General features: G+C 65.3%; 17 protein-coding genes and 2 tRNA genes. 7 read left to right on the top strand and 12 right to left on the bottom strand.

From position 1 onward, the window contains the following. Positions 1–14: 14 nt before the first annotated feature. Positions 15–902: a hypothetical protein gene (locus AABA86_RS19205; RefSeq protein WP_338307930.1), complete on the bottom strand. Its 888-nt coding sequence runs from the start codon at positions 900–902 to the stop codon at positions 15–17. A gap of 351 nt (positions 903–1,253) precedes the next feature. Here AABA86_RS19205 and AABA86_RS19200 point away from each other — a divergent pair, with 351 nt between their 5' ends. From AABA86_RS19200 to AABA86_RS19175, 6 genes are all read left to right on the top strand, one after another. Further along, positions 1,254–1,487, top strand: coding sequence for a hypothetical protein (locus AABA86_RS19200; RefSeq protein ID WP_338307928.1), 234 nt, complete (start codon positions 1,254–1,256; stop codon positions 1,485–1,487). 123 nt (positions 1,488–1,610) lie between these two features. Beyond that, positions 1,611–1,973: a hypothetical protein gene (locus tag AABA86_RS19195; RefSeq protein WP_212250813.1), complete on the top strand. Its 363-nt coding sequence runs from the start codon at positions 1,611–1,613 to the stop codon at positions 1,971–1,973. Positions 1,974–2,027: 54 nt separating this feature from the next. Then, on the top strand, positions 2,028–3,302 hold the full coding sequence (gene ihpA, locus AABA86_RS19190) for a divalent metal ion exporter subunit IhpA (RefSeq protein ID WP_338307927.1): 1,275 nt from the start codon (positions 2,028–2,030) through the stop codon (positions 3,300–3,302). Further along, a complete protein-coding gene (ihpB, locus tag AABA86_RS19185; protein ID WP_212250809.1) occupies positions 3,299–4,273 on the top strand; it encodes a divalent metal ion exporter adaptor subunit IhpB in 975 nt (324 codons plus the stop codon). Before ihpA ends, ihpB begins: the two co-directional genes overlap by 4 nt. Continuing rightward, positions 4,266–7,484, top strand: coding sequence for an efflux RND transporter permease subunit (locus tag AABA86_RS19180; protein WP_338307925.1), 3,219 nt, complete (start codon positions 4,266–4,268; stop codon positions 7,482–7,484). Before ihpB ends, AABA86_RS19180 begins: the two co-directional genes overlap by 8 nt. 2 nt (positions 7,485–7,486) lie before the next feature. Beyond that, the gene (locus tag AABA86_RS19175) at positions 7,487–8,449 is read left to right on the top strand and encodes a cation diffusion facilitator family transporter (protein ID WP_338307924.1); all 963 of its coding nucleotides are present in this window, start codon (positions 7,487–7,489) and stop codon (positions 8,447–8,449) included. A 6-nt stretch (positions 8,450–8,455) separates the two neighbouring features. On the opposite strand, the gene AABA86_RS19170 is transcribed toward AABA86_RS19175, so the two are convergent. The 9 genes from AABA86_RS19170 to AABA86_RS19130 all read right to left on the bottom strand — a co-directional run bounded on the left by AABA86_RS19170 (position 8,456) and on the right by AABA86_RS19130 (position 19,186). Then, entirely contained in the window at positions 8,456–10,120 is a 1,665-nt protein-coding gene (locus AABA86_RS19170) for a hypothetical protein (protein ID WP_338307923.1), read from the bottom strand. A gap of 18 nt (positions 10,121–10,138) precedes the next feature. Further along, entirely contained in the window at positions 10,139–10,999 is an 861-nt protein-coding gene (locus tag AABA86_RS19165) for a class I SAM-dependent methyltransferase (RefSeq protein WP_338307922.1), read from the bottom strand. A 446-nt stretch (positions 11,000–11,445) separates the two neighbouring features. Beyond that, a tRNA-Val gene (locus AABA86_RS19160) sits at positions 11,446–11,522 on the bottom strand. Between the two features lie 63 nt (positions 11,523–11,585). Beyond that, a complete protein-coding gene (locus AABA86_RS19155; protein WP_212250801.1) occupies positions 11,586–11,990 on the bottom strand; it encodes a GFA family protein in 405 nt (134 codons plus the stop codon). A 74-nt stretch (positions 11,991–12,064) separates the two neighbouring features. Next, the gene (lon, locus tag AABA86_RS19150; protein ID WP_212250800.1) at positions 12,065–14,488 is read right to left on the bottom strand and encodes an endopeptidase La; all 2,424 of its coding nucleotides are present in this window, start codon (positions 14,486–14,488) and stop codon (positions 12,065–12,067) included. 324 nt (positions 14,489–14,812) lie between these two features. After that, a complete protein-coding gene (gene clpX / locus AABA86_RS19145) occupies positions 14,813–16,084 on the bottom strand; it encodes an ATP-dependent Clp protease ATP-binding subunit ClpX (RefSeq protein WP_212250799.1) in 1,272 nt (423 codons plus the stop codon). 470 nt (positions 16,085–16,554) lie between these two features. Then, positions 16,555–17,187 (bottom strand): ATP-dependent Clp protease proteolytic subunit, encoded by a 633-nt coding sequence (locus AABA86_RS19140; protein WP_097662542.1) that lies wholly within the window; start codon positions 17,185–17,187, stop codon positions 16,555–16,557. Between the two features lie 379 nt (positions 17,188–17,566). Beyond that, positions 17,567–18,928, bottom strand: coding sequence for a trigger factor (gene tig, locus AABA86_RS19135; protein ID WP_338307920.1), 1,362 nt, complete (start codon positions 18,926–18,928; stop codon positions 17,567–17,569). 173 nt (positions 18,929–19,101) lie between these two features. Then, positions 19,102–19,186, bottom strand: a tRNA-Leu gene (locus AABA86_RS19130). 154 nt (positions 19,187–19,340) lie between these two features. Between AABA86_RS19130 and AABA86_RS19125 the strand changes: the two genes are divergently transcribed. Further along, entirely contained in the window at positions 19,341–20,669 is a 1,329-nt protein-coding gene (locus AABA86_RS19125) for a multicopper oxidase family protein (RefSeq protein WP_338307919.1), read from the top strand. An 87-nt stretch (positions 20,670–20,756) separates the two neighbouring features. Here AABA86_RS19125 and AABA86_RS19120 read toward each other — a convergent pair whose 3' ends face one another. Both AABA86_RS19120 and AABA86_RS19115 read right to left on the bottom strand, forming a co-directional pair. Beyond that, positions 20,757–21,674 (bottom strand): hypothetical protein, encoded by a 918-nt coding sequence (locus tag AABA86_RS19120; RefSeq protein ID WP_338307918.1) that lies wholly within the window; start codon positions 21,672–21,674, stop codon positions 20,757–20,759. Positions 21,675–21,890: 216 nt separating this feature from the next. Further along, on the bottom strand, positions 21,891–23,390 hold the full coding sequence (locus AABA86_RS19115; protein ID WP_338307917.1) for an NAD(P)H-hydrate dehydratase: 1,500 nt from the start codon (positions 23,388–23,390) through the stop codon (positions 21,891–21,893). Positions 23,391–23,481 lie beyond the last annotated feature (91 nt).

Genomic DNA, 23,481 nt, shown 5'->3' with positions numbered 1-23,481 from the left:
ATTTGTTTTGGAGCCTACGGCACCGGCATTGCGCGCGGATTGCGGTGGAAGCGATTTGAGCTCGCCATCCAGTTCGGCAACGGCTCTCCGTCACGATGCCGTCCGCCAGCGACAGCCGCAGCCCAAGCCACCGCGGCGCCGATCAGGGTCGCGGCTGCGACCGAGAAGGCCACGATGATCGCGTTGCGCCGCGCGCGATTGATGGCCGTCTTCGAGTCCGCGATCAGCACATCGACGCGCCGTTCGGCGTCAGGGGCCGCCAGTCCCGTTACTGCGGCAACCTGCTGCACGAGGTAGGTCCGGTCATCGGCGCTGACGCCGCTGTGGCTGGATGACGTCATGAGGACACGCCCCGCTTCGGCGCGGGCTTCCCTCAGATCCGTGTTTGGCGCGCGCCGTGGCGCGCGGAACAGCTTGTCGAGCTCATAGCTCAGCAGAGGCTCAGCCGCGGAGGTATTGCTCGCCGAACTGCGCATCGGCGAACGGTCGATCGCAGCAGCGCCAAGAAGCGCCAGCAGAGCTGCGCCAGCCAGCACGGCCAATGCCCAGGCGGTCAGGCCATGCAGCCCGTCGCGCCGCTCGCCATCGTCCTCGATCGTTGCAAGCGCAGGCGCCGGGCGGGTTGTCCGCCCAGCGATGTAGCCGCCGAAGCCGAAGCTGATGATCGCCTGGATGATCAGATAGAGCCCGGAGAGCAGCGCCAGCGCCGCCGAGGCATCGCGCCAGGTCGGCGAGGCCGAACTGACACCCAGACCGACCGCAACACCGAAGCCGACCAGAATGAACGACATTGCGCCGGCGGCGAGAGCACCCGCGAGCACCGAGCTCCACTGGATGGTCCGGCGGTCGTCGACAGCCGTCGCACCGCCCTCCATCATGTTGTCGCGTACGAGGGTTTCCATTGCCGTTCTCTCAGCGCAGGCCGAAGAACGACAGGATCGCCATGACCACGACGATCAAGCCGATGAGATAAATCAGTCCGTCCATAGTCCCGTCCTCCTCAGTTTCTCCTGCTCGCTAAATCGCGAGGTATGAGGAACGTTCCTAATTCGGCATCAATCGCGGAACGAACCGGCAAGACGGGCGTTGCCTGTTCGAGTCCCAAGGATGAAGATTGCGAGCACGAAGGCCTCAGCCGGTTAGCCCCGGGCTGGGGCCTTCCTTTTGCGCTTCCTGTCCCATGTTAGCGACGCCGGCTCTGCGATCCCAAAGGATGCGGACCGGGGTGGAAAGTCCGGACCGGGGAGAGCCGCGTGGATCGCAGAACGGCGTGCCTTCATCAGGCAGATGCATTTCGGGAAAAGGCGATCGCCGATCCCGAGCAGCACGACAGATGGATCGATGAAGCCATCAAATGGCTGGAGCAGGCGATGGAAGCCGGCCGGTGCGCAATCGCATCAGCCGACGCCGGCAACACCGGCGATGTTCCAGAGGTGGCATGCGAAGCGGCAGCCGACGCTCAACTGGGCCTGATCACGCGCCAATGAGGAGCGCGCTGGCGTCTGCGGCCAGCACTGCGGCAATTCTTCAAGGGACGTAACAATGTTGCGGGTCGACACTGTTCCCACCCCCATGCTAGGCCGGGCACAGACCGCAACCAGAGTGACGTCGTGCCCGCGAACCGCCAGCCCTCAGGAACTTGCCGCCGGCGCAACTGGCGCGGGCTGCTGTCTGTGCTGATCGCGGTCGTCTATCTGCTCGCGGGCGCGTTGCATGGCTCGCACGACATCGACGTCACCACGCCCGGCGGCGGCTCGGAGATCGCCGCTGTCCTTGACGGTCCCGCTGGCCACAGCGACCACAAGGCCATCGGCGGACATCATTGCCATGGCTGCTTCTCGCTGACGGTGACACAGCCGGCGCCGGCGGCCGTTTCGGTCGCGCTTGCATCCGCATCCAGCCCGCAGCCTGCACCCCGGCTCGCCGGCATCATCCCCGATACCGACTCCCCGCCTCCCAAACACATTGCCTGAACGGATTGGTCGGGCGTCCGCGCCCATTAGGTTCATCCTTCACGGGTCGGTTTCATGTTTCGCAGGGGAATGGCCGCGCGCCTGGCGTGCGCGGCAGCGTGTCTGATTGCAGGATTGGCGGTTGCGCCGTCTCACGCCCAGACTTTGACGATGCGGAGCGCGCTGTCGCGCGCGCTGGCCGCGAGCCCGCGCCTGACGGCGGCGGAGCGCGACGTCGGCATCGCCACGGGCCAGCGCATCCAGGCGGGCGCCCTGCTCAATCCGGAACTGTCGTACGAGCAGGACGATTCATTCGGCTCCGGCAAGTACCGCGGGACGCGATCGGCCGAGACCACGCTCCAGATCAGCCAGGCCTTCGAGCTGTTCGGCAAGCGCGACGCGCGGATCGCGGCCGGCGCGGCTGGCATCGAGGTCGCCGCGATCCAACACAAGGCGGTCAGGCTGGAGGTGCTGTCGGAAACCGCGATCGCCTTCCTCGGCGTGCTCGGCGCGCAGCGGCGCATCCAGATCCTCGACGAGCAGATTGCGGCGATCGACCGCTTGACGCCGCTGCTGCGCCGCCGCGTCGAGGCCGGCGCCTCCTCGCCGGCCGAGACCGGCCGCGCCGAGGTCGCCTCCGCCCTGGTGAAGGCCGACCGCGAGCGCTTCAAGGCGACGCTGGCCAGCGCCCGGCGCGAGCTTGCGGTGCTGATGGGCGATCCCGCGGCGAAATTCGGCGAGGTTTCCGGCCGCCTCGACACCATGGGCAAGCCGCCGACGTTCCAGTCGGTGGTGGCCGCCATCGACGCCAATCCGCAACTGGTGCGCTGGACCGCGGTCTTTGCCCAGCGCAATGCCGAGCTGCTGCTGGCGCGGCTCAAGCCGTATCCGGACGTGCGGATCGCGGCCGGCTGGCGCCACTTCAACGAGACCAATGACGATGCGGTGCGGCTCTCCCTTTCGGTGCCGATCCCCGTGTTCGACCAGAACCAGGGCAACATCCTCTCGGCGCAGGAAAGCCTCGCCAAGACCAAGGCCGAGCGCGAGGCCAACCGCAACACGTTGATCGTGATTGCCGGCCGCGCCTATGACTCGGTCCAGGGCTCGCTGCGCGAGCTCGCGGTGCTGCGCGAGACCGCCATCCCCAAGGCCGTCGAGGCGTCCGAGGCGATCTCGCAAGGCTACGGCCAGGGCCGCTTCACCCTGCTCGAGGTGCTCGACGCCCAGGCCAGCGTCACGCAAGCGCGGCTGCGCGAGCAGGAGGCGCTTCAGAATTTCCACGCGGGCGTTGCGACCATCGAAGGTCTCGTCGGCAATCCCTTCACGCTGGCGCGGGAGAGCGCACGATGAAGACGTCCTCCACCATTCTCGTCGCCATCGTTGCCGCCGCGCTCGGCGCCTACGGCTATTCCCTGCTCGCTCCGGCCACGCCCGCGCATACCGAGCACACCGAGCATTCCGAGAAGAAGCCGAACGACCATGTCGAGCAGGACGAGCACGGTGCCGACCGCATCCGCATCTCCGACGTCAAGCTGGCAGCCGCGGGCGTGACGCTGGCAGAAGCCGCGAGCGCCACCCTGACCGACACGCTCGCCTTCAACGGCATCCTGCGCGCCAACCAGGAAGCCGTGGTGCAGGTGACGCCGCGCTTTCCGGGCCTCGCCAAATCGATCCAGAAGCGCATCGGCGACAAGGTCGGCAAGGACGACCTGCTCGCCGCGATCGAGAGCAACCAGAGCCTCACCGTCTACGAGCTGAAGGCGCCCCTTGCCGGCACCGTCATCGAGCGGCAGATCTCGCTCGGCGAATACGCCTCCGAGCAGAAGCCGGCCTTCGTCGTCGCCGACCTCTCGACCATCTGGGTCGACCTGTCGATCTACCGGCAGGATCTCCGGCGCGTCCACCTCAACGACGAGGTGCTGATCGATCCCGACGATGGCCGCGGCGAGATCAAGGGCACGATCTCCTACATGGCGCCGATCGGCTCCAGCGAGACCCAGACCGCATTGGCACGCGTGGTGCTGCAAAATCCGGACGGCCGTCTGCGCCCCGGCCTGTTCGTCACGGCACGGCTGATCCTCGCCGCACGCAACGTCGCGGTCGCCGTGCGCAGGAGCGCGATCCAGACGCTGGAGAACCGGACCATCGTGTTCGTGCGCGAGGACGGCGACAAGATCGAGGCGCGGCCCGTAGAGCTCGGCGATTCCGATCCGCGCCATGTCGAGATCAAGGCGGGTCTTTCGGCCGGCGAGCACTACGTTGCCGAGAACAGCTTCGTCGTGAAGGCGGAGATGGGCAAGGGCGAGGCCGAACATGATTGAGCGCCTGATCGCCGTCTCGCTGCATCAGCGCTGGCTGGTCCTGCTGTTCGCGCTCGGCGCCGTCGCCTTCGGGGCCTGGAATTTCCAGCGCCTTCCGATCGACGCGGTGCCTGACATCACCAACGTCCAGGTCCAGATCAACACCCGCGCGCCCGGCTATTCGCCGCTCGAGACCGAGCAGCGCATCACCTTCCCCGTCGAGACCGCGATGGGCGGCCTGCCCAAGCTCGACTATACCCGCTCGCTGTCGCGCTACGGCCTCAGCCAGGTGACGGTCGTCTTCAAGGACGGCACCGACATCTTTTTCGCCCGCCAGCTCGTCGGCGAGCGCATTCAGCAGGTGAAGGACCAGCTCCCAGCTGGCGTCGAGGTCGCGATGGGTCCGGTCTCGACCGGGCTCGGCGAGATCTTCATGTACACCGTCGAAGCCAAGACGAACGCCAAGACGCAAGGCGGCCACGGCTATTCGCTGACCGATTTGCGCACCGTGCAGGACTGGATCATCAAGCCGCAGCTTCGCAACGTGCCTGGTGTGATCGAGGTCAACACCATCGGCGGCTTCGAGCGGCAATTCCACGTGCTGCCGGACCCCGGCAAGCTGATGGCCTACCGGCTCGGCTTTCGCGACGTCATGACGGCGCTCGCCGCCAACAACGCCAATGTCGGCGCCGGCTATATCGAGCGCAACGGCGAGCAATACCTTGTTCGCTCGCCGGGCCAGGTCGGCAATATCGGCGAAATCCAGGACGTCGTCATCGGCTCGCGCGGCGGCAATCCCGTCAGGATCAGGGACGTCGCCACCGTCACGGAAGGCCGCGATTTGCGCACGGGCGCCGCGACGCGCGATGGTGAGGAGACCGTGCTCGGCACCGCCATGCTGCTGATCGGCGAGAACAGCCGCACTGTGGCGCGCCGGGTCGCGGCCCGGCTCGAGGAGATTGCCAAATCGCTGCCCGATGGCGTCGTGACGCGAACTGTCTACGACCGCACCGATCTGGTCGAAGCCACCATCCGCACGGTCAGGAACAACCTCCTCGAAGGCGCCGCCCTGGTGGTGGCCGTGCTGTTCCTGATCCTCGGCAACATCCGCGCCGCCCTCGTTGTGGCCTGCGTCATTCCGCTGTCCATGGCGATGACGATCACCGGCATGGTCGAGACGAAAGTCAGCGCGAACCTGATGAGCCTGGGCGCGATCGACTTTGGCATCATCGTCGACGGCGCCGTGATCATCGTCGAGAATTGCCTGCGCATGCTGGCCGCGGCCCAGCGCGAGAAAGGCGGCCTGCTCACGACCTCCGAGCGGCTGCGCGCGATTCTGCGCGGGTCGGGCGAGGTGATCAAGCCGAGCCTGTTCGGAACGCTGATCATCGCGGTGGTCTATCTGCCCGTGCTGACGCTGACGGGGGTCGAGGGCAAGATGTTCACGCCGATGGCGCTGACCGTGCTGATGGCGCTGGGCGCAGCCGTGCTGTTCTCGATCACCTTCGTGCCGGCGGCCGTCGCCATCTTCGTCACCGGCAAGGTGTCCGAGCACGAAAACCTGTTCATGCGGATGGCCAAGCGCGCCTATCTCCCGCTGCTCCACTTTGCCATCGACAACCGCGGCGCGGTTGCCATCATGGCCGCATTCATCGTGGTCGCAAGCGGCATCGCCGCTTCGCGGATGGGCGGCGAATTCATTCCGAGCCTGGACGAAGGCGACGTCGCGCTGGCCTCGATCCGGATTCCCGGCACCAGTCTGACGCAATCGCTGGACCTGCAGAAGGCGTTGGAGAAGCGCATCACGCAGATTCCGGAGGTGAAGGAGTTCTTCACCCGCATCGGAACCGCCGAGATCGCCACCGACCCAATGTCGCCGGCGCAGACGGATGGCTACATCATGCTGAAGCCGCGCGCCGAATGGCCCGATCCGGGCAAATCGAAATCGGAGGTGATCGAAGCCATCGACAAGGCCGCCGACGACATTCCCGGCAGCGCCTATGAAATCTCCCAGCCGATCCAATTCCGCGTCAACGAGCTGATCTCGGGGGTGCGTAGCGACGTCGGCGTCAAGATCTTCGGCGATGACCTCGACATCCTGCAAGGCGCGGCAAGGCAGGTGGAGGCCGCGATCCGCGGCATCCGCGGCGCCAGCGACGTCAAGATCGAGCAGGTCGCAGGGCTTCCGATCCTCACCGTCCGCCTCGATCGCCAGGCGCTCGCCCGCTACGGCCTCAGCGTCAGTGAGGTGCAAGGCATCGTCGAGATCGCCGTCGGCGGCAAGTCGGCCGGCAAGCTGTTCGAGGGCGATCGCCGCTTCGAGATCGTGGTTCGGCTGCCGGAGCATCTGCGCGGCAATCTCGAGGCGATCCGCGCGATCCCGATCCCGCTGCCGCCCGGTGAGGACGCAGCAACCGGCACGGCCGTCCGCTCCGCGCTATCCGCCTCCCCGCTCACCCAGATGCGCTATGTGCCGCTGTCGTCGGTTGCAACCGTGGACGCCACGCCCGGCCCGAACCAGATCAGCCGCGAGAACGGCAAGCGGCGCATCGTCGTCACCGCCAATGTCCGCGCGCGCGACCTCGGCTCCTTCGTCACTGATGCCGAGGCGGCCGTCGCCGAGAAGGTCAAGCTGCCACCCGGCTACTGGATCGGCTGGGGCGGACAGTTCGAGCAGTTGGTCTCCGCCACCAAGCGGCTGATGATCGTGGTCCCGGTGGCGCTGCTGCTGGTGTTCCTGCTGCTGTTCATGGGCATGGGATCGGCGGCGGATGCGGCGCTGGTGTTCTCCGGCGTGCCGCTGGCGCTGACCGGCGGCGTCGCCGCGCTGCTGCTGCGCGGTATTCCGCTGTCCATCAGCGCCGGCGTCGGCTTCATCGCGCTCTCCGGCGTCGCCGTGCTCAACGGCCTCGTCATCATCGCCTTCATCGAACGGCTGCGCAGCGAGGGGCGGCCCGTCGCGGCCGCCGTGAGCGAGGGCGCGCTGACGCGGCTGCGCCCGGTGCTGATGACCGCCCTGGTCGCTTCGCTCGGCTTCGTGCCGATGGCGCTCGCGACCGGTGCCGGTGCCGAGGTGCAGCGGCCGCTGGCGACCGTGGTGATCGGCGGTATCATCTCCTCGACGGTGCTGACATTGCTGGTGCTGCCCGCGCTCTACGTGCTGTTCCGCCGTGACGTCGCAAACGAAACGCCTACAATGGCACCTGATTTGGCGACGTCCGGGGAGCGCTAGAATTGGGCAGCCACGACCATCACGGTCATCACCACCATGATCATGCCGACCATGGTCATGGTCACGACCACAGTCACGGCCATGTCCATGCCCCCGCGAAGTTCGGCAAGGCCTTCGCGATCGGCATTGCGCTCAACACCGCGCTGGTCGTGGCGGAGGCTGTCTACGGCTATCTCGGCAACTCCACCGCCCTGCTCGCGGATGCCGGCCATAACCTCAGCGACGTCCTCGGACTGGTCGTGGCCTGGGGCGCCTCGATCGCGGCGCGGCGGGCGCCGAGCGGCCGCTTCACCTACGGCTTTCGCGCCTCCACCATCCTGGCGGCATTGGCCAATGCGGTGTTCCTGCTGGTCGCAACCGGCGCGATCGGCTGGGAGGCGATCCTGCGGCTGCGCGAGCCGGAGCCGGTCGCGGGCGTCACGGTGATGGTGGTCGCCGGCATCGGCATCCTCATCAACGGCTTCACCGCCATGCTGTTCGCGAGCGGGCGCAAGGACGACATCAACATCGAAGGCGCCTACTTGCACATGGCCGCCGACGCTGCGGTCTCGCTCGGCGTCGTGGTCTCGGCGGCGCTGATCATCTGGACCGGCTGGCTCTGGCTCGACCCCCTCACCAGCCTCGTCATCTGCGCCACCATCCTGTGGAGCACGACCAGCCTGTTGCGCGGCTCCATCGACATGTCGATGGCAGCAGTACCCAAGGGCACCGACCTCGCCGCGATCAGAGCCTTCTTGCTGGCGCGTCCCGGCGTGTCGGCGATCCACGATCTCCATGTCTGGCCGATCTCGACCACCGAGACGGCGCTGACCTGCCACCTCGTCATGCCCGCCGGCACCGGCGATGCCTTCCTGATGGAGACGGCGCAGCTCCTGAAGACGACCCATCGCATCGGCCACACCACGCTTCAGGTCGAGACCCATCCGGACAATGGCTGCGCGCTGGCGCCGGATGACGTGGTGTAACCGCGCCTATGCTTCGCCGCGGTCGGCCTTGGCCCTTGCTCTGGCCCTGAGCCAGTCGAACAGCACACTCCCCAGGATCGCGCTCGAGCCGGCGAGGAAAGGTATGGCGTAATACGCGTAGCGATTGAGCCCATAAATGAGGAAGGTCGGAAACGCGGCGCTGACCATCGCCAGCAGGATCATCAAGGTGCCGCCGGCAACGAGGTGGCCGGTCGGCCACCGAACCAAACCCGCATGGCTCGCGGGGACGCCAATCAGGAGCAAGAGCGCAAGGCCGAGTGTCGCCGAGGACAGCCACCAGATCAGACCCGGGAAATCGTCGTATTCGGTCGAAACCTGCAACCCGCAGCACAGCGCGACCAGATCCGAGCTCGGCGCGTAGCCACGCGCAAAGAGACGGTTCAGGTTGAGCTGAAACTGATTCGCGGTCGGCAGCAGCCGCGACAGTGGCCCCCAGGGTTTGTAGTAGTCGTGAACCAACTGTCCGGACTTCAACCCGGTCGGGCTGCCAAAGAACGGGAACCTGTCGCGGTCCATGAAGAACTCATAGCCCTGCGGACTGGGCGTCCGCCGCGCAACCGAATTTGCGTCGAACAACAGGAAGTACATCTCCCGGAGAAAGTGTTTCGTGAGGTGTCGATAGAGCGTCGACGGCGTCGTCAGCGTCTCGATGAAGATGTCACGCACGACCCGCTCGAGATCCGTATCGCTGTCGCCGGTCTTCGCCAGCCGGTGCATCGCGCCGAACGGCCACTGGTAGACACCGATGTCGGGCCATCCCTGAGGGGTATCCGCGGCCCGCATCTGCTCGACATACCCCCGCGCCTGCGCCTTCCGGTCGAGATGAACGCCGTGCTCGAAATCGCCGGAATAGCCGACCACGAAGGCCATCACGGCCAGGGTCTCGTTGCCGGCCGGGCGTTTGCCGATCGCCAAGTTGATCGCCGCCGGCGTCAGATAGACGGCCGAGGCGAAAAAGCCTGCCAGGGCAAGCACGCCGAGCCGGCGCAGGAGTCGTCCGTCCAGCACCACCACCAGCCACAACAGAATGATTGCGGCCTGTCCGACCGCCGCCGACCGGCAGGTCATCACAGCGCCGAGCGTCAAGCCTACAGCCGCTGCGGCCGGCAAGGCCGGCCATTTCCTGAAGGTGGCGCCCGCGGCGATGAAGGCCGCAAGACTGACCAGGAAGTTGGAGATCGTCTCCGCACCGATCGTGTTGTCGTAGTGGACGATCCGGCCGTGCAACGCCGCAAGACAAAAGGCCAACAGCGCGAAGAAACGCGGCGCGCCGGCAAAACGCACGATCCCTGCAACCAAAAGCGCCGTGCCGATGCTCAACAGATGCTGCGCGACGACGAAGACGAGGATGTTCGGGCCGAACAGTTTTGACAGCAGCACGAGGAAGATGGCCAGGCCGTATGGCCGCTTCATCGTGTCCTCGATATACTGCCCTTTCAGGATGGATTCTGCCTGTATGAGATATGCCGCGCTGTCTTCATGAATGAAGTGATCAGGCCAGGCCACCAGGAAAGCCAGGTGGACCATCAAGGCCAGGCCGATCGCGCAGACCCAGATCCAGAACCAGGCGATGGAATGTGCCCACCGGGGCAAGGCGAACGAAAGACCCGTGCGCTGGTTCAGTGCTGGATTCATCTTCAATGCTCGCAACCGGAAATTCGGGGGCGACTACGTCGCCTTCGCGGTCACGATCCAGATCGCGCCTTGCAACGCCACGCTCTGCCCCTTCTGGAACGGCGCGAGCATCTCGCGGATCGAGGCTCTTGCGGCCGTGTACGTCTCCGGCGGGTGTCCCTGCAGCGCGCGGCTGGCGGGGCCGATCTGCAAGGCGCCATCAACCGCGGCATCGAGGCCGCCGCCGATCGCGACATCCATCGCCACATTGTGCGGCTCCATCGCCATGTCGACGAACCCCGCTCCCTTCAGGATGCGCATCACGCGCTCCTCCGAGGCGAAGGCGAACGGCCCCGGCTCCTCCGGCCCGACCGGCGGCATCTTCGGCACGTGCTTGTAGACCGCCATCAGCGGCGCCATCATCCACGGATTTTCCTTCGGCTCGCGCCAGCAGGCGAAGGCAAGCCGCCCGGTCGGCTTTAGCGCCCGGCGAAGATTGCTGAAGGACGCAATGGGATCGGCAAAGAACATCACACCGAAGCGTGAGGCCAAAAGATCAAAGCTCGCCGGCTCGAACGGATGCACCGTCGCATCCGCCAGCACGAAATCGAGCGGCAGGCCCTTTGGCGCAAACGCGCGCGCCTGCGACAGCATCGGTTCGGACACGTCGAGGCCGAGCGCGAACCCATCGGGTGCCACTGACTTGGCGAACGCGAACGTCGTCGCACCGGAGCCGCAGCCGACATCGAGGACGCGCTCACCGGGCCTCGGCTTGGCGCGTTCGATCAGCGCGTCGGCAATCGGTCCGAGCAGGCTCTCTTGCGCCGCATGGCGATCGGCCCAGCGCTGGCCGCTCGGGCCGTTCCAATAGGCGATCTGGTCGGCGTTTTGCTCGTGTCCGCTAGGCTGTTGCATGGTGTTCCCGGCCATTCCCATTCGTGATGCCCGTCCCGTTGCGGTTCTGCGACCGCACAGCGGCGATATCACGTCGAGATGTCCAGCGCACCCTTTCCGGGAGCCGAGGCTGGTTGGGGGCCGCTCGCCTTCGCGACGCGCCCAACTCCGGAATTACCAGATTGCGATGGCCGAACCGCCGTGATTCATGCGCCGCGCTTCGCGCAGGCACGCCCGGCAGCAATGGCGATAAATGAAATCCAGCAACGCGCACATTGGACCAACCCTCCGTTGTGACTTGCGGGTTGATATTGGCCCATTCCGGCGCGCGCGCCTGTGACAAGGATCACTAATGGCTTGGCCTTACCTGGCCGAAGCTCGCCGCCAAACGCCCGCCTTCGCTCGCTTCGCGCTAATGTTCGGCTGTACCGGCTTGCCAAGCCGTAGCTCGCGAAGCGAGCGAATGCTGGTGGGCGATCACGGATTCGAACCGCGGACCCTCTCGGTGTAAACGAGATGCTCTAACCAGCTGAGCTAATCGCCCTCGCCGCCTCTTTAGCCCTACGTGCCCCGACGGGGCAAGGCCCCAGCCCCAATGACTTGGGTGTCAATCCTGCGGCCTCCCCGGCAGCAGCGGCACGGCGTCGATCCACACCGCCGCCGACTGGCACCAGATCTGCCTGACGGGGCGCAGTTTGTCGCGCTGGCGGATAGAGCCCCAGCGGATGCCCCAATCGTCGGCCTGGTCGCCCTCGCCGCTGGTGAACAGCGGGGAACCGCAATCGGCGCAGAAGTGCTGGAAGCGCATCCGGCCGTTGTCGCCGCGTTTGCCGTAGATCTTGGGCGCACCGGCGGTCAGCTTGACGTCGGCCTTGGTGCAGATCGCGGTCACCCGGAACGGCGAGCCGGTCAGCGTCTGGCAATCGGTGCAGTGACAGACCGAGACCTCCTCCGGATCGACCTCGGCCTCGAAGGTGATCCTCCCGCAATGGCATTGCCCGTCGATCTGCATTGCCCTCGTCTCCTTGCCCGCCGAAAACAAAAACGGCGCCCGAAGGCGCCGTTTTATCATCTTTTCGCTGAAGCCTAGTGAGCGGTCAGGCCGCCGGCTGCTTCATCGCCGTCCGGCTTCACCGTCACCTTGGTGTCCTCTTCCCAGACGATCGGCACGGGCTTCTTCACCAGCGCCTTGGCGACGACGTCGTCGAGACGCGAGACCGGAATGATCTCCATGCCGCCCTTGATCGCATCGGAAATCTCCGTGAGATCCTTGGCGTTATCCTCGGGGATTAGCACCGTCTTGATGCCGCCGCGGGCCGCAGCCAGCAGCTTCTCCTTCAGGCCGCCGATTGGCAGCACACGGCCGCGCAGCGTGATCTCGCCGGTCATCGCGACATCGTGGCGGACCGGGATGCCGGTCATGACCGAGATGATCGCGGTGGCCATGGCGACGCCCGCGGACGGGCCGTCCTTCGGCGTCGCGCCCTCCGGCACGTGCACGTGGATGTCGCGCCGGTCGAACAGCGGCGGCTCGATGCCGTAGTTGATCGCGCGCGAGCGGACGTAGGACGCCGCCGCGGAGATCGACTCCTTCATCACGTCACGCAGATTGCCCGTGACCGTCATCTTGCCTTTGCCGGGCATCATGACGCCTTCGATCGTCAGCAGCTCGCCGCCGACGTCGGTCCAGGCAAGGCCTGTGACGATGCCGACCTGCGGCTCGCTCTCGATCTCGCCGAAGCGGAACTTCGGCACGCCGAGCAGCTCTTCCAGAGTCTTCTCGGTGACCTTGACCGACTTCTTCTTGGAGATCATCAGCTCCTTCACCGCCTTGCGGGCGAGTGTGGAGAGCTCACGTTCCAGGTTACGCACGCCCGCTTCGCGGGTGTAGCGGCGGATCAACAGCAGCAGCGCGTCGTCGTCGATCGAGAACTCCTTGGAGTCCAGGCCATGCTTGGACACCGCGTTCGGGATCAGGTGCTTGCGCGCGATCTCGACCTTCTCGTTCTCGGTGTAGCCCGCGATCCGGATGATCTCCATGCGGTCCATCAGCGGGCCCGGAATATTGAGCGTATTCGCGGTCGTGATGAACATCACGTTGGACAGATCGTAGTCGACCTCGAGATAATGGTCGTTGAAGGTTCCGTTCTGCTCGGGGTCGAGGACCTCGAGCAAAGCCGAGGACGGATCGCCGCGGAAATCGGCGCCCATCTTGTCGATCTCGTCCAGCAGGAACAGCGGATTGGACGACTTCGCCTTCCGCATCGACTGGATGATCTTGCCGGGCATCGAGCCGATATAGGTGCGGCGATGTCCGCGGATCTCGGCCTCGTCGCGCACGCCGCCGAGCGAGACGCGCACGAACTCGCGCCCCGTCGCCTTCGCGATCGACTTGCCGAGCGAGGTCTTGCCGACGCCGGGAGGACCGACGAGGCACAGGATCGGGCCCGTGAGCTTGTTGGCGCGCGACTGCACCGCGAGATACTCGACGATACGCTCCTTGACCTTCTCCAGCCCGTAGTGATCGGAGTCCAGGATGGCCTGCGCCGATTCCAGGTCCTTCTTCACCTTGGACTTCTTGTTCCACGGGATCGACAGCAGCCAATCCAGATAGTTGCGCACGACGGTCGCTTCCGCGGACATCGGCGACATCTGGCGCAGCTTCTTCAATTCATGCTGCGCCTTCTCGCGGGCTTCCTTGGAGAGCTTGGTCTTGGAGATCTTCTCTTCGAGATCGGCGAGCTCGTCGCGACCGTCGTCGTCGCCGAGCTCCTTCTGGATCGCCTTCATCTGCTCGTTGAGATAGTATTCGCGCTGGGTCTTCTCCATTTGTCGTTTGACACGAGAACGGATCCGCTTCTCGACCTGCAGCACCGAGATCTCGCTCTCCATCAGGCCCAGCACCTTCTCGAGGCGCGTGGTGACGGACAGCGTCTCCAGGATACCCTGGCGATCGGCGATCTTGACCGCGAGATGCGAGGCAACGGTGTCGGCGAGCTTGGCGAAATCGGTGATCGCCTGCACGACGCCGACGACCTCGGCCGAGATCTTCTTGTTGAGCTTCACATAGCTCTCGAAGTCGGACACGACCGAGCGCGACAGCGCCTCCGCCTCGACCGACTTCGCGTCGGTGTCGGCCAGCGCAATGGCGGTCGCTTCGTAATAGTCGGCGCGATCGGTGTATTTCTGCACGCGCGCACGCTCGAGCCCTTCGACCAGCACCTTCACGGTGCCGTCGGGAAGCTTCAAGAGCTGCAGCACGCTGGCAAGCGTACCGGTCTCGTAAATGGAGTCGGGCGCCGGATCATCGTCGGACGCGTTCTTCTGCGTCGCGAGCATGATCAGCGCGTCGTTCTTCATCACCTCTTCGAGCGCGCGGATCGACTTCTCGCGACCGACGAAGAGCGGAACGATCATGTGCGGGAAGACGACGATGTCGCGCAGCGGCAGCACGGGATAGGCGTGCGTTTCGCCATGAACGATGGTCGGCCGGGGTTTTGGATTAGTCATGGCCTTTTCCTTTTGCTTTGCCCCCTTGCACGCAGCCCGCCATGCTCATGCGCAACCGCCACAAAGTGCCGAGGTGATCCGCAAAACCGGTCGGTCCTTTGAAAAGTTGGACCGGCTCGCCGGATCGGAACTGAGGCGAATCTGGAAGAGAATTTTCACTCGCCGCCGACATTAGGTGGCTATCGACCCGGGGGGTGTCAAGTCATTGAAAAACGCGCGCCATCAGGCGCTTACGCACGCGGTAAGCGACGCCACACCGGCTGCGGAGATACACTTCCGCAGCCCACTTTGAGGATACAATTGGAGCGTTCCAGCGCCGAAAGATCAGGCGCTGGCGTTCTCGACGGCGCGATCGGACCGATCGGCGTAGATGTAGAGCGGACGCGCCGTTCCTTCCACGACTTCGCGCGAAATCACGACCTCTTCCACACCTTCCAGGCCCGGCAGATCGAACATGGTCTCGAGCAGGATCGCCTCGAGGATCGAACGCAGGCCCCGCGCACCGGTCTTGCGCTCGATCGCCTTGCGGGCAACCGCGCCAAGCGCCTCGTCGGCGAAGGTCAGCTCGATGTTCTCCATCTCGAACAGCCGCTGGTACTGTTTCACCAGCGCGTTCTTCGGCTCGGTGAGGATCTTCTTCAGCGAGGTCTCGTCGAGGTCCTCGAGCGTCGCCACGACCGGCAGACGGCCGACGAACTCGGGGATGAGGCCGTACTTGAGGAGGTCCTCAGGCTCGACGTGACGGAAGATCTCGCCGGTCCGGCGGTCTTCCGGCGCCATCACCTGGGCGGCGAAACCGATCGAGGTCGACCGTCCGCGCGCCGAAATGATCTTCTCGAGACCGGCGAAGGCCCCGCCGCAGATGAACAGGATGTTGGTGGTATCCACCTGCAGGAATTCCTGCTGCGGATGCTTGCGGCCGCCCTGCGGCGGGACCGAAGCCACCGTGCCTTCCATGATCTTGAGCAGCGCCTGCTGCACGCCCTCACCCGACACGTCGCGCGTGATCGAGGGATTGTCGGACTTGCGGCTGATCTTGTCGATTTCGTCGATATAGACGATGCCGCGCTGGGCGCGTTCGACATTGTAGTCGGCGGCCTGGAGCAGCTTCAGGATGATGTTCTCGACGTCCTCACCGACATAACCGGCCTCGGTCAGCGTCGTCGCATCCGCCATGGTGAACGGCACGTCCAGGATGCGGGCGAGCGTCTGCGCGAGCAGCGTCTTGCCCGAGCCGGTCGGACCGATCAGCAGGATGTTCGACTTCGCCAGCTCGACGTCGTTGTGCTTGGTCTGGTGGTTGAGGCGCTTGTAGTGGTTGTGCACCGCGACCGACAGGACCTTCTTCGCATGGTTCTGGCCGATCACGTAATCGTCCAGGACCTTGCAGATTTCCTTCGGCGTCGGAATGCCGTCGCGCGACTTGACCAGCGAGGATTTGTTCTCCTCGCGGATGATGTCCATGCAGAGCTCGACGCACTCGTCGCAGATGAAGACCGTGGGACCCGCGATCAGTTTGCGGACTTCGTGCTGGCTCTTGCCGCAGAACGAGCAATATAGCGTGTTCTTGGAGTCGCTCGTGCCGACCTTACTCATTCCTGTCTCCGTCCGCGGTTCGATCCCGTTCCGCTCGATCGCTCCATTCCGACACGATGGTCGGTATGAAGCTTAAGTAGAGCAAATTCCGTACCAAAAAAGACCCTACGCGTTACATCCCGTGCGAATCACGGTCACTCGATTCTCCGCGATCATAGCCGATCAATCGTAGCCAACCATGCTGTCACCCGACTATCAAGAATTCGCTAATCGGGGGTCGCCGGCTACCCGTGACAATACCGTGATTTCCGGTCTTGGCACGGGCGAAGTGATCGAAATCACCCCGGCGTTGCTGGATTGCCACGAAAAACAAGCACGAAAGCGGAACCTTCTGCCTGCCGCAGGGCGCAAAATACCGTTTTGCGACGCGCGCATGCGTCCTAAACGTGAACGCGGCCCCGATGGTGCCCGGCGATCCCTCAAGCATTTACCCGAGGGTCCAACAAGGGATCGCCGCAGCCCCAGTAGTGCTACGGGGTTTTCGCCGCCGGCTCCTCGGCGCGCTTGTCGATGACCCTGTCGACCAGGCCGAACTCCTTGGCGTCGTTCGCGGTCAGGAACTTGTCGCGTTCCAGCGCGTCCTCGATCGCCTTGTAGGTCTGGCCGGTGTGCTTCACGTAGATCTCGTTGAGCCGCTTCTTCAGGTTCAGGATTTCCTGCGCGTGCAGCATGATGTCGGTGGCCTGGCCCTGGAAGCCGCCGGAGGGCTGATGCACCATGATGCGCGAGTTCGGCAGCGAGAAGCGCATGTCCTTTTCGCCGGCGGCGAGCAGCAGCGAGCCCATCGAGGCCGCCTGCCCCGTGCACAGGGTCGAGACCGCCGGACGGATAAACTGCATGGTGTCGTAGATCGCAAGACCCGACGTCACCACGCCGCCCGGCGAGTTGATGTACATCGAGATTTCCTTCTTCGGATTATCCGCCTCAAGGAACAACAGCTGCGCGACGACCAGCGTCGACATGCCGTCCTCGACCGGACCGGTCACGAAGATGATGCGCTCCTTCAAGAGGCGCGAGAAGATGTCGTAGGCGCGCTCGCCACGGTTGGTCTGCTCGACCACCATGGGCACGAGGTTCATGTAGGTTTCAACCGGATCGCGCATGAGTCACCTAGGGTTTTTAAGAGGCGGACATCGCCAGTCTCGACTGCCAGTCTGGGCTGGATCTGCTGAAGGCCGATGGACGTCCCGTGATGCAGGAACTTGGTAGAGGTAGAAGGCATACCGACAGATATAGCCCAATTCGCGCCTGACAAGTGCGGAGAGAATTAAGGCTTAATCCGTAGGGGCAGTTGAAGCTGATTCCCACAAAGAGGCCCAGCCGGCCATCTGGCTAGCTGGGCCTCTTTGCTGATCATCCTTAATAGATAACTGTCTCACAGCCCTATTCCGATGAAATCGGAACGGGGCTCTGGAGTCTCGCTTTGACGCGTATTCTTGACGCGAACCGGTATCCACTTCGCTCGAAAACGCTCTAGGGCCCTCAGGCAGCGGTCTTTTCCGCCTCGTCGTCCTTGTAGAGGTCCTCGCGCGAGACCTTCTTCTCGGTCACGTTGGCGAGCTCGAGGATGAAGTCGACGACCTTGTCCTCATAGATCGGTGCACGGAGCTGGGCCAGCGCCTGGGCATTGCTACGGTAATAGTCCCAGACCTCCTTCTCGCGGCCGGGCATCGAGCGGGCGCGCTCGATCACGGCGCGGCCGACCTCGTCGTCGGTCACGGTGATCTTGTTCTTCTCGCCGATCTCGGAGAGCACGAGACCGAGCCGCACGCGGCGGTCGGCGATCTTGCGGTACTCCTCCTTGGCGGCGTCCTCAGTGGTGTCCTCGTCGGCAAAGGTCTTGCCGGCGGAGTCCATCTCGGCCTTGACCGAGTTCCACATCAGATTGAACTCCTCGTCGACCAGCGAGGGCGGCGCCTCGAAGCGATGGGCTTCGTCGAGGCGGTCGAGCAGCGCGCGCTTGACGCGCTGGCGCGTCGCGGCGGCGAACTCGACGTTCAGACGCTCGCGCGCGGCTTCCTTGAGCTTGTCGAGCGATTCCAGGCCAAGCGTCTTGGCGAACTCGTCGTCGATCGCGACGTCCTGCGGCGCCTCGATCGAGGTCGCGGTGGTCTCGAACTCGGCGGGCTGGCCGGCGAGCTTGTCGTTCATGTAGTTCTTCGGGAAAGACACCTTCAGCGTGCGGGTCTCGCCCGCGCCGATGCCGATCAGCTGCTCCTCGAAGCCGGGAATGAACGTGTTGGAGCCGATCACGACCTGGATGCCTTCGCCGGTGCCGCCCTCGAAGACTTCGCCGTTGATGCTGCCCTTAAAGTTGATGGTGACGCGGTCGCCGGATTCGGCCTTGGCGCCCTCGGCCTTCGCGGCATAGCCGCGGTTGGTATCGGCGATGCGCTTGATCGCCTCGTCGACGTCGGAATCGGTGACGTCGGCCACGGGCTTCTCGACCTGGAAGGTCTTGAAGTCGGCGAGCGCGATCGCCGGCACCACTTCGATCGCGACCGTGTAGGTCAGATCGGTCTTGCCGCTCAGGAGCTCCTCGACCTCGGCCTGCTCGCTCGGCATGGTGATCTTCGGCTCGGTGGCGAGACGGAAGCCGCGCTCGGAGAACAGCTGCGTGTTGGTGTCGCGGATGGTCTGGTCGATGGTCTCGGCCATCACCGAGCGGCCATAGACCTTCTTCAGGTGCGTGACCGGCACCTTGCCGGGGCGGAAGCCGTTGATGCGGACCTTGTCCTTGAGGTCAACGAGCTTGGCACCAGCCTTGGCGTCGAGATCAGACGCGGGAACGCTGATCTTGAACTCGTGCTTCAAACCTTCCGAGAGGGTTTCTGTGACCTGCATGGCGTCCAATCTTCTTCTCGTTCGGTCCCGGCGCGCATGCGTCGGGACGCTGTCATTAATCGATCCGGCGCGAGGCGAACGCCTCAACGCCGGTGCTTTATCGAACCGGCTCCCGGCGGACAAACATCCGCGCGAAAGCAGGTCACGTAATCCGTGCAAACGCGATAAGCGCTTGGTGCGGGCGGAGGGACTCGAACCCCCACAACTTTCGTCACTGGAACCTAAATCCAGCGCGTCTACCAGTTCCGCCACGCCCGCGTGAATTTGCATCAAGACCGGCCGCGATGCCGCGGGCGGCCGGGCTTATAGCATGTGCCTGACTGTTCGCAGCAAAAAAATGGCCCGATGGAGGCAGGCTTTACGTAGGCACGACGGCTGGACTTATCCAGCGCGGCGTGGTCCGGATCGGCCCATGAAACCGCGGATTCTCGCCCCTCATCGGCGCCAGGTTTTGGCAGGGCTTGGCGCCTCTCTTGGAGCCTCTCTTGGGGCCTCGGCGGCCGGGCTGGTCGCCAGCGGTGCCGCGCCGGCCCTGACCGCCCAGCTTTCCCTTCAGGCAAGACCGCAAACCCTCGCTCTCAGGCCGGGTCAGCCACCTACACCAATCTGGGAGCTGGCCGCCGTAAGCCACCTCGGGAACGTCCGTCTCAAGCGAGGCGACCGCTGCGAGGTGGTGTTTCGCAACGACCTGCCTGTCCCGCTTGCCCCAGCCTGGTACGGCCTCAATGGCCCGGCCGCCGCCGACCCGCTGCGCGGGCGCGCGTCCGCTCCGCCGGGCACGACCGAAACCTCAATGATTTCAGTACCAAGCGCGGGAACTCTGCTGGCGGACTTCCGCCTCTTCGAGGACGTCCTCACGCAGCCCGCGCGCCCGCTTCCGGTCATCGCGCAGGAGGCAAACGCTGGCGCCGTCGATCGCGACGAGGTCCTGCTGATCGAGGAGTGGCGGCTGCGGCCGGACGGCACCGCACTCCCCCCGGGACGTGCCCCAAAGGACGCGACGCCGCTCTATACGCTTAACGGACAGACTTCATTTGAACTCTCAGCTGCAGCCGGTGAGCGTTTGCGGCTGCGCTTCATCAACGGCTCCCAACGCACTGTTCTGGCGATCAAATTGGAAAACCACGACGTCCGGGTGATGGCCCTGGACGGACAACCGGCCGAACCGTTCCCGGCGCGCAACGGCGCTCTGGTCCTGGCCCCGGGCGGGCGGGCCGATGCCATTGTGGATGCGGCCAGCTCGGCCCCGATTCTGCTCCATGACGGCAAAGAGGCGTACCAGATCGGCTCGCTTGCGGTCTCCGGCAGACTGGAGCGCCGCGCGCCGCTGTTGCCGCCGCAGCCGCTCCCTTCCAACGACCTGCCCGACAAGCTCGATCTCAGAGGCGCCCTGCGGTTCGATGTCGCGCTCGGCGCAGCCGAGGCTGGATGGGCACGGTGTGCCGACTTCTCCAGATCCTCCGCCCCGGCCCTCCGCGCCAAGGCGGGCCGCACCGTCGTGCTCGCCCTCAAGAACACAGGCACGGTGACGACCGTCTTCCACCTCCACGGCCACCACTTCCGCCTGCTCGACAAGCTCGACGACGGCTGGAAGCCGTACTGGCTCGACACGCTCGCCATCGAGCCCGGCCAGACCCAGCGCATCGCCTTCGCGGCGACCTCCCCCGGTCAATGGCTGATCGAATCCGTCGCCACCGACTGGGCCGCGCCGCGGCTGGTGCGATGGTATGGGGTGGAGTGAGGTTCATGCACGGCGGGTGCCGTGGGTCGGAAGTTCAGCCGCAGTGCAGGTTGGGCGCTCGCCGCGCCCAACCTGCAACGCACCGCATCAATTCTTCGGTTTGGATTTCGGGCCATCCTGACTGAATTGGATACCCACACCGCCGCCGAAGTTCGCGTAATTCCTCGAGCCGTGATCGTCCTGGTTGGAATATCGCCCATCGCCTCCGACCTTTGCGAACACCCGGACATGCTCGCTCACCGGGAGCAACACCTTGACTTCAGCGCTGGGAAGCGCGTCCTGACGCCGCGGCAGCCCCTGTGGGGTCCGATCGGTCCATTCGCCGGCGATCACAGCACCGGTCACCTCGAGCGTCACCGGCCCCACATGCTCGGTGAGCGTCCCCTTGGCGACAAGGTTGACGCGGTTATTGAGGCCGGGACCGGCGCGGTATCCTGCTTCGGCGTGGACGGCGATGCCGCCGCCGTCCGGCAGCTTGTGCTTCGAGTCGACGGTCACCGCGACCTGCCCATAGCGATAGCCCGCGGGTAGGCCTTTTGCATCGTCCTCCTGCACGTGGAGAGCATTGCTTCCATAGAGCGTTCCCGCGACGCCGACCTGTACGGGACCGACCTGACGGGCGGCTTTCACGCTGCCCGAATATCCGATCGCCGACGCTCCAGCGAGCGTTGCCTCCCTGGCCTTGAATCCGGCAACCACGGACACGGTGTCATTGCCGCCCTTGTGCGCGACGCTCATGTTGACGCTTTGTGAAGCGACGATGCCCGGCTTGTGGTTCGCGGGCGTCAGGGCCTGCTCGGGATTCACGGGATGGGTGCCGGCTGCGAAATCAAGACCGCCGTCGAGGTGAAAGAACTCGGATGCCGAAACAGTCGCCGCGTCGCTGGCAGCAGACGGGGGAAGCGGGACCTCGGATGGAGCCGGGCACGCATGGACCACGCCGGCGCCAGCACCAATGCCGGCCGTCGGCGATTGCGCGGCAGGGTCTGCGGCCGGCGCTGACACGCCTGAACAATCACGACCTGCTATCGATGGCTGAACTGAGTCGATGGGCATATCCGCTGCCTTCCTTTGACGACAATGCCCGCTTCTACTAGTGCGGTTTTCAAGAGGCTGCTGTGCCGTAGCTTACAACCGGAGGTTTTTTGGACGACGAACGGCGCGGCCAGACACCAAGCGATACCCGATAGAGCCGCGCAGCCGTGCCGGTGTCGACGAGCACTAGTACTCCACCCCCAGCGCACCATAGATCCGCCGGTGCACGGCCGGCAGCGTCTCGGTCAGATCCTCCGCGATCAGGCCCGGCCCCGCCTCGCTTGCCGCCTCGCCATGCATCCAGACGCCGATGCTGGCGGCTTCGAACGCCGGCACGCCTTGCGCCAGCAGGCCGGCGATGATGCCGGAGAGCACGTCGCCGGCGCCCGCGGTGGCGAGCCAGGGCGGCGCATTGGCGGCGATGGTGGCGCGGCCGTCGGGGGCGGCGATGGTGGTGTCCGGGCCCTTCAGAAGCACCACCGCGCCGGAGCGTTCGGCGGCGTCGCGCACGCGCTCCAGCTTGGAGCGGCCCGGAAATTTGTTGCTGAGGTCGGAGAACAGGCGCGGAAACTCGCCCTCGTGCGGGGTCAGCACCACACCTTTGTCTTGCGACGACTTGATCGATTCGAACAGGCGCTCGGGGGTTGCGGCAAAGCTCGTCAGGGCATCGGCATCGAGCACCAGATGACGCTGCGCGCTCAGCGCGGTGTGAACGAGATCGCAGGTGCGCTCACCGATGCCCGCGCCGGGGCCGATGATGCAGGTGTTGTAGCGCTTGTCGCCGAGCAGCTCGCCGAACTCGACGACGGTGTCGACGGGGCGAACCATGACCGCCGTGAGCGCGGCCGCATTGATCGCGAGCGCATCGCGCGGGCTTGCCAGCGTCACCAGGCCCGCACCGGCCCGCAGCGCGCCGCGCGCGGCGAGCCGCGCAGCCCCGGTCGCCGCCGCATCGCCGGAGACCGCCAGCACATGCCCCCGCACGTATTTGTGGCCGTCGATGCGCGGCACCGGAAAGGCGGCGCCCCAGAAATCCGGATCGTTCTCGAAAGTCTGCGGCGCGATCTCGTCCAGCACCTGCGGCTCGATGCCGATGTCGGCGACGCGGACGTGGCCACAATGCATCCGGCCCGGCAGCAAGAGATGCGCCGGCTTCTTGCGGAAGAAGGTGACGGTCTCGGTGGCGTTCACCGCCGCGCCCATCACCGCCGCGCTGGTGCCGTTGATGCCGCTCGGCAGGTCGACCGCGAGCACCGGGGCGCCGTTGGCGTTGATCGCCTCGATCATCGCGCGCGCCTCGCCGTCGACGGGACGGCTGAGGCCGGCGCCGAACAGCGCATCGATGATCAGCGCGGGCCGTCCGATCGCCTGCGGATTGAACGGGAGCACCGGGTGCTTCCAGCCGCGCGCGGCGGAGGCCGCGTCGCCCTGGAGCTGGTCGCGCTCGCACATCAGGATGACCGAGACCTCGCGCCCCTGCGCGGCGAGCTCGGCGGCTGCGACAAAACCGTCACCGCCGTTGTTGCCAGGACCGGCCACGATCAGGATCGGCCCCTCCTCCACCAGCGCCTGGGCGGCATCGGTGACCGCCTGGCCCGCGCTCAGCATCAGCTTGAAACCGGGCGTGCCGGCCGCGATGGTGAGCTGGTCGGCGCGCTGCATTTCAGCGGTGGTCAGAACTTCCATGCCACTTCCCTGGTCCAAACGCCTTTTCAACAGGCACGTGCCGTGCCGCCCCACCCCGGGGAACATCGATCTGCACACTTATTGAACCGTT

The organism is Bradyrhizobium sp. TM233 (assembly GCF_036247965.1).
Lineage (GTDB): Bacteria > Pseudomonadota > Alphaproteobacteria > Rhizobiales > Xanthobacteraceae > Bradyrhizobium > Bradyrhizobium ottawaense.
Note: the sequence above shows the minus strand (reverse complement) of the source record. Positions and strands in the feature narration are given on the sequence as shown.